Consider the following 7,403-nt stretch of genomic DNA (forward strand, 5'->3'; position numbering starts at 1 on the left):
CCCCCCCCCGCGGGGCGGGGCCCGCCCTGGAAGGCGTGCGTTACGCCCTGCGCAGCGGCCACGCCGCCGATCCCTGGACGTCGGCGCTGTTGGCGCTTCACGCCGAAACCGGCCTGTCGCTTGCCGCGGCCAACGCCCTGCTGGACGGCGTGCAGAGCGATCTTGCACCGGTGCGGCTGGCCGACGAAGCCGCGCTGGTCCGCTACAGCTACCAGGTCGCCGGCACGGTAGGCGTCATGATGTGCGCGGTGCTGGATGTGCACGATCCGCGGGCGCAGCCTTTCGCCATCGACCTGGGCATCGCCATGCAGCTCACCAACATCGCCCGTGACGTGGGCACGGACGCGCGGATGGGGCGCCGCTATCTGCCCGCGAGCTGGGTCGGGGACGCGGCTGCCGCGAACATCGCCGCGCCCGGCGAAGCGCTGCAGCGCGACCTGCGCAACGCCACGCGGCGCCTGCTGCAGCTTGCAGACCGCTACTACGCCAGCGGCGAAGCCGGCCTGGCCTTCCTGCCGCTGCGCGCGCGGCTGGGGATCCTGGCGGCAGGCCGGATGTATCGGGCCATTGGCGGACAGATTGCCGCGTTCGACTACCGTAGCTGGGACCGACGCGCCGTGGTCGGGCCGGCGGCGAAGGCGGGTCACGCCACGCAGGCGGTGCTTGCGTTGGCGTTCTCGCCGCGACTGCACCGGCGAAATGCCCGGCACGACGCCAGCCTGCACCACGCCCTGCATCTGCCGGCCACCGCGGATGAATGAGCGGGCAAACCTGGTGGTGATCGGCGGGGGCCTGGCCGGCCTGTCGCTGGCCACGCGCCTGGCGCGCGGTGGCTACCGGGGTCGCGTGGTCATCATCGAGCCGCGCGAAGAGTACACCGATGACCGCAGCTGGTCGTTCTGGACGCGCGCCGACCAGGCCCTGCCCGTGGCGGCTGCCCGGCACTGGAGCCACTGGCGGTTTTCCCGCTATGGCGGCGATCCCGTGACGCACAGCGCCCAGGGCTGGCGCTATTCGTATGTCCGCTCATCGGATCTTTATCGCGAAGCGCTGGCGGTGATCCAGGCGCAGCCGAATTTCAAACTCGTGACGGGCACACGGGCGGGCGCCGTGGAGCACCATGACGGCGCAGTGTCGGTGGTCACCGGCGCAGCGACATTTTCTGCGCCGTTCGTCATCGACACCCGGCCCCCTGCAGCGGCGCGGTTCTCCGACTCCACCCTGTTCCAGTGCTTTGCGGGGCGCGAACTGAGGTTTGGCCCGGCCTGCCTGGATGACCGCCAGGTCGAGCTGATGACCGACATGCGCTCGGATGCGCTGGGCTTTGTTTTTTCCTACGTGCTGCCGCTGTCGCCGACCCGGGCGCTGGTGGAGGCCACGCGTTTTTCCACCCGCCCCCTGGGCCAGGCGCAGCTGTCGGCCGACCTGGACCAGATGCTGGCGTCGCGCGGCTGGTCGGACGCGCAGGTGATGCGCACCGAAGCGGCGGTGCTGCCCATGGGCCTGCCCGCCCCGGACGCGTCCGTGCCGATTCCCGGCGTCGTGCAGGCCGGCATGGGCGCAGGCGCACTGCGGGCCGCTTCGGGGTTTGGCTTCGTGCGCATCCAGGCGTGGGCCGAGCGGTGCGCGCGCGAACTGTTGCAGGGCCGGCCACCGGTGGGCCACCCGGCCGAGCCGAAGCTGCAGGGCTGGATGGACCGGGTTTTCCTGCGCGCCTTGGCCAACAACCCGGAACGGTCACCGGAGTTCTTCCTGCGCCTGGCGGCGTCGGTCCCCGGCGAGGCGTTCGTGCGCTTCATGTCCGACCGGGGCGGATGGCGCGACCACGCGCGCATCATCGCCGCGCTGCCGCCCTGGCCCTTCCTGCAGGCCCTGCACGCTTCGTCGCTGCGCCCTGGGCCATCGACATGACGGGGCGCCTGAAGGCCACGCCGGAAACCTGGATCTTCCTGGCCCTGGGCAGCCTGGCGCTGCTGCTGGCGCAGCGCGAGCTGCTGTCGGTTTCCAGCCAGACGCTGGCCCTGCTGCTGGCCGTGGCGGTGGTGCTGACCGGCCTGCCGCACGGCGCGCTGGATCCATGGGTGGCCTGGCGCGCCGGCCTGTGGCGCACCCGTGCGGGCTTCGCGGCGTTTCACCTGGCGTACGTGGCGCTGGCCGCATGCGTTCTGGTGCTCTGGCAGATGGCGCCCGGCGTCAGCCTGGCGCTGTTCCTGGCGATCTCGGCCTGGCACTTCGGCGGGGATTGGCAGAACGAATTGAACGTGTGGGCCAGGGCGGTCTGCGGCCTGGCGCTGCTTGCGCTGCCGGCGTGGACCGCGCCTGCGGACGTGAGTGCGATCTTCGCGCTGCTGTCCGGGGAGCAGGGGCGCGTGCTGGCAGTTTGGCTTGGCACGGCCGCACCGTGGCTGGCGCTGGCTGCGGCGGCGTCAGCCCTTCTGGCGCTGCCGCGCTCGCCGGCCGCCGCGATCGAGCTGGGCGCCATCGCGGCGATGGCCTGGCTGCTGCCGCCGCTGGTTTTTTTCCTGGTGTATTTCTGCGCCCTGCACAGCCCCAGGCACCTGCGTACGGCGGTGCTTTCAGCGGACTCCGGCCAGCGGCGCCGGATGATCGGCGTTGCCGTGGTGTACACCGCTTTGGCCGTGCTGGCCGCCGCGCTGCTGTGGCCGTGGTTTGCCGGCAACGCCGCCCCGCCGGCGGCCCTTGAGAGCGGCCTCATCCGGATGGTCTTCATTGGCCTGGCGGCGCTGACGTGGCCGCACATGATCGTGGTGATGCTGTCGGAGCAGCGGGGGCGAACCAGTCCATGAGCCAGTGGTCCCAGCGCAAGCAAGGGCATATCGAGGCCGTGCTGTCGGGCACCGTCAACGCCAGGACGGTGGACGCCGGCTTCGACGGGCTGCGCTTTGAGCACTGCGCGCTGCCGGAAGTGGACCTGCACGACATCGACCTGTCGGTCGGGTTCCTGGGCAAGACCCTGCGCCGGCCTTTCCTGATCAGCTCCATGACCGGCGGCCATCGCGACGCGGCCGGCATCAACGCGGTCCTGGCCGAGGCGGCACAGACGCTGGGCATAGCGCTGGGCGTGGGCTCGCAGCGGGTGGCGCTGTCGGGGGGGGGGTTCCAGGGCACCGACCTCAGCCTGCGCCGCATCGCGCCGGACGCCGCGCTTTACGGCAACGTCGGTGCCGGCCAGCTCCGGGAATACGGCGCCGACCACATGCAGCGGGCCGTGGACATGATTGGCGCGGACGCGCTGATCATCCACCTCAATCCGCTGCAGGAGGCGCTGCAGGCCAACGGCGACACGCGTTGGAGCGGCCTGCTGGCGCGCCTGGAACAGGTTTGCACGCAGCTGCCGGTGCCCGTGATCGTGAAGGAGGTCGGCTTCGGCATTTCCGGCGCCGTGGCAAAACGGCTGGCGGGCTGCGGCGTTGCCGCCGTGGACGTGGCGGGGGCCGGCGGCACCAGCTGGAGCGCCGTGGAAGGCTGGCTGTCCGACGACTCCCAACGCGCGCAGATGGCCGAGATGTACCGCGATTGGGGCATCCCCACCGCCACCGCGTTGCGCCAGGTCCGGGCGGTGCTGCCGGACCTGCCGCTGATTGCTTCGGGCGGCATCCGCCATGGCCTGGACGCCGCGAAGGCGATCGCGCTGGGCGCGCAGCTGGTTGGCCAGGCCGGGCCGCTCCTACGGGCCGCCATCGACGGCATCGAGCCGCTGCTGGCGCACTTCGCGGCGCTCGAGCAGGGGCTGCGGCTGGCTTGCTTTGCCACCGGCTCGCGCGACCTGGCGGCGCTGCGTGATGCTCCGCGGCTAGACGGGACCTTCATGCCGGCCGGGCCCGGGCAGGTATAATTCCGAGTCTTTGCTCCAGCCTCGGAAACCTCCCCATGTCCGTTCCCACCCTGCCCGCCCCCCAGACGCTCGACCGCGAGTACGACCTGCAGTCGAAATACACCCGCGAAGAGGGCCGGATCTACCTGTCCGGCGTGCAGGCGCTGGTGCGGCTGCCGCTGATGCAGCAGATGCGCGACCGCGCCGCGGGCGCCAACACCGCCGGCTTCATTTCGGGCTACCGCGGCTCGCCGCTGGGCGGCTTCGACCTGGAGCTGTGGAAGGCCAAGAAGCACCTGGCCGCGTCGGGCATCGAATTCACGCCGGGCCTCAACGAGGACCTCGGCGCGACGATGGTGTGGGGCAGCCAGCAGACCAACCTGTTCCCGGGCGCCAAGTACGACGGCGTGTTTTCCATGTGGTACGGCAAGGGCCCGGGCGTGGACCGCTGCGGCGACGTGTTCAAGCACGGCAATGCCGCCGGCACCTCGCGCATGGGCGGCGTGCTGGCGCTGGCCGCCGACGACCACGCCTGCCGCTCGTCCACGCTGCCGCACGGCTCCGAGGGTGAATTCGAGTCGGCGATGATGCCGGTGCTCAACCCGGCCGGCGTGCAGGACATCCTGGACATGGGCCTGCTGGGCTGGGCCATGAGCCGCTACACCGGCCGCTGGATCGGCTTCAAGACGATCGCGGAAACGGTGGAATCGTCGGCGTCGGTGAACGTGAACCCGCACCAGCTCGACATCATCCTGCCGGGTGACTTCGACATGCCGCAGGGCGGCCTGAACATCCGCTGGCCGGACCCGCCGCTGAACCAGGAAATGCGCCTGCACCAGTACGCGGTGAAGGCGGCGCAGGCCTTCGCCCGCGCCAACCACATCGACAAGGTGGTGTTCGATTCGCCCAAGGCGCGCCTGGGCATCGTCACCACCGGCAAGAGCTACCTGGACGTGCTGCAGGCGCTGGAATACCTGGGCATCGACCGCAAGATGGCCGAGGACATCGGCATCCGCGTCTACAAGGTCGGCATGACCTGGCCGCTGGAGCCGCTGGGCATCCGCGAATTCGCGCGCGGGCTGCAGGACATCATCGTGGTCGAGGAGAAGCGCAGCTTCATCGAACGCCAGATGAAGGAATACATGTACAACTGGGAGCACCGCCCCAGCATCATCGGCAAGTACGATGAACTCGAGAACTGGGTGCTTCCGAGCACCAACGAGCTGACCCCGGCCACCATCGCCGGCGTCATCGGCCGCCGCATCCAGAAGTTCCACGACACCGAGCACATCCGCGGCGTGCTGCAGTGGATGCACGACAAGGAGTCGGAGCTGGCCCAGCCGCGCGCCAACTTCCCGCGCGTGCCGCACTACTGCGCCGGCTGCCCGCACAACTCGTCCACCGTGGTGCCCGAGGGCTCGCGCGCGCTCGGCGGCATCGGCTGCCACTACATGGTCACGTGGATGGACCGCAAGACCGACACCTTCACCCACATGGGCGGCGAAGGCGTCACGTGGTCGGGCCAGGCGCCGTTCACCGAGGAAAAGCACGTCTTCCAGAACCTCGGCGACGGCACCTATTTCCACTCCGGCTCGCTGGCCATCCGCCAGTCGATCGCGGCCAAGGTGAACATCACCTACAAGATCCTCTACAACGACGCCGTGGCCATGACCGGCGGCCAGCCGGTGGACGGCACGCTCACCGTGCCCGACATCGCCCACCAGGTGCGCAGCGAAGGCGTCAAGACGATCGTGGTGCTGTCGGACGACATCGAGAAGTGGAGCGACAAGTCCATCTTCCCGTCGGGTGTGGAGTTCTTCGACCGCGACGAGCTCGACAGCCAGCAAAAGCGCCTGCGCGACATCCCGGGCACCACCCTGATCATCTTCGACCAGACCTGCGCGGCCGAAAAACGCCGCCGCCGCAAGCGCGGCAAGGCCGTTGACCCGGCCAAGCGCATCGCCATCAACTCGCTGGTCTGCGAAGGCTGCGGCGACTGCGGCGTGAAGTCGAACTGCGTGGCCGTGCTGCCCAAGGAAACCGAGTTTGGCCGCAAGCGCGAAATCGACCAGAGCAACTGCAACAAGGATTTCAGCTGCGTGAAGGGCTTCTGCCCCAGCTTCGTCACCATCAAGGGCGGTGGGCTGCGCAAGCGCAAGGGCGTGGGCAACGCCGAGCGCCTGGCCGACCTGCCGGCGCCGGTGGTGGTGGGCAACCTCGACCAGCCCTGGAACATCCTGATCACCGGCGTCGGCGGCACCGGCGTGGTGACCATCGGCGCCCTGCTGGGCATGGCTGCGCATCTGGAAAACAAGGGCGCCAGCGTGCTCGACCAGACCGGCCTGGCCCAGAAGGGCGGCGCCGTCACCACCCACGTGCGCATCGCGCGCACGCCGGCCGACATCCACGCGGTGCGCATCGCCGCCGGCGAAGCCGACCTGGTGCTGGGCTGCGACATGGTGGTGGTGAACGATTACTGGGCGCTTTCCAAGATCCGCGCCGACCGCACCGAAGTCGTCATCAACGACTACCAGGCCATGCCGGGCCCGTTCACCCGCATGCCGGACATGCAGTTCCCCGCCGAAGGCATCGTCAACGCCATCCGCACCGCCATGGGCGGGCGCGAACCGCTGCAGATCGCCGCCACCGAAATCGCCACTGCGCTGATCGGCGACGCCATCGCCACCAACCTGTTCATGCTGGGCGTGGCCTGGCAGCGCGGCCTGGTGCCGATCAGCTTCGACGCCCTGGTGCGCGCGATCGAGCTCAACGGCGCTGCGGTGGAAATGAACAAGACCGCGTTCGCCTGGGGCCGCCTGGCCGCCATCGACCCGCAGGCCGTACTGGAAGCCGCCGGCCTGGCCGATGCCCCGGTGGAAACCGAGGCCGCCACGCTCGACGACGAAGTGCTGTCGACCACGCTGGACGAAACCATCGAGCGTCGCGTGAAGTTCCTCACCGACTACCAGGACCGCGCCTACGCCGGCCGCTACGTGGCGCTGGTGGACAAGGTGCGCCAGGCCGAAGCGCGCAAGGCGCCCGGCTCCACGGCCCTCACCGAAGCCGTGGCCCGCTATTACTTCAAGCTGATGGCCTACAAGGACGAGTACGAAGTGGCGCGCCTGTACACGTCGGGCGAGTTCATCAAGCGCATCGAAAAGCAGTTCGACGGCGACTACAAGATCCACTTCAACCTGGCGCCGCCGATGCTGTCCAAGCGCGACGCCGACGGCCACCTGGTGAAGCGCGAGTTCGGGCCGTGGATCTTCACGGCGTTCAAGCTGATCAAGCGCCTGAAGTTCCTGCGCGGCGGTGCCTTCGACGTGTTTGGCAAGACCCAAGAGCGCCGCATGGAGCGCCAGCTGATCACCGACTACGCGCGCACCGTGGAAGAACTGCTGGGCACGCTGGACGACGGCAACGTCGAACTGGCGGCGGAGATTGCCGCGGGGGGGGGCCCCCATAGCGGGGGGGGGGGGGGGACAGGGGGCGCCCTAGCCCCAGCCCACCCCCCCCCCGGCCCGGGGGGGGGGGGGGGGGGGGGGGGGGGGGGGGGGGGGGGGGGGGG

At 69.9% G+C, this 7,403-nt stretch carries 5 protein-coding genes; all 5 read left to right on the plus strand.

Annotated elements, in window-relative coordinates:
* The coding region (locus tag K0M70_RS10975; RefSeq protein WP_290781899.1) for a squalene/phytoene synthase family protein at positions 1-761 on the plus strand (761 nt) is incomplete at its 5' end.
* A complete protein-coding gene (locus K0M70_RS10980; RefSeq protein ID WP_290781900.1) occupies positions 754-1,911 on the plus strand; it encodes a lycopene cyclase family protein in 1,158 nt (385 codons plus the stop codon). The genes K0M70_RS10975 and K0M70_RS10980, both read left to right, overlap by 8 nt.
* Positions 1,908-2,807 carry a Brp/Blh family beta-carotene 15,15'-dioxygenase gene (locus K0M70_RS10985; protein WP_290781901.1) on the plus strand — a complete coding sequence of 300 codons (900 nt, stop codon included), beginning with the start codon at positions 1,908-1,910 and terminating at the stop codon, positions 2,805-2,807. The genes K0M70_RS10980 and K0M70_RS10985 overlap by 4 nt, the downstream gene beginning before the upstream one ends.
* Complete coding sequence (gene fni, locus K0M70_RS10990; RefSeq protein ID WP_290781902.1) at positions 2,804-3,856, plus strand: type 2 isopentenyl-diphosphate Delta-isomerase; 1,053 nt, start codon at positions 2,804-2,806, stop codon at positions 3,854-3,856. The genes K0M70_RS10985 and fni overlap by 4 nt, the downstream gene beginning before the upstream one ends.
* A gap of 35 nt (positions 3,857-3,891) precedes the next feature.
* A partial coding sequence (locus tag K0M70_RS10995) for an indolepyruvate ferredoxin oxidoreductase family protein (RefSeq protein ID WP_290781903.1) occupies positions 3,892-7,403 on the plus strand: 3,512 nt, incomplete at its 3' end.

The organism is Arenimonas sp. (assembly GCF_019459675.1).
Taxonomy (GTDB): Bacteria; Pseudomonadota; Gammaproteobacteria; order Xanthomonadales; family Xanthomonadaceae; genus Arenimonas.

What these genes read in the sequence shown, in the direction of transcription:
- K0M70_RS10980 (WP_290781900.1), top strand. Translation starts at nt 754, where the DNA reads ATGAATGAGCGGGCAAACCTGGTGGTGATCGGCGGGGGCCTGGCCGGC.
- K0M70_RS10985 (WP_290781901.1), top strand. Translation starts at nt 1,908, where the DNA reads ATGACGGGGCGCCTGAAGGCCACGCCGGAAACCTGGATCTTCCTGGCC.
- fni (WP_290781902.1), top strand. Translation starts at nt 2,804, where the DNA reads ATGAGCCAGTGGTCCCAGCGCAAGCAAGGGCATATCGAGGCCGTGCTG.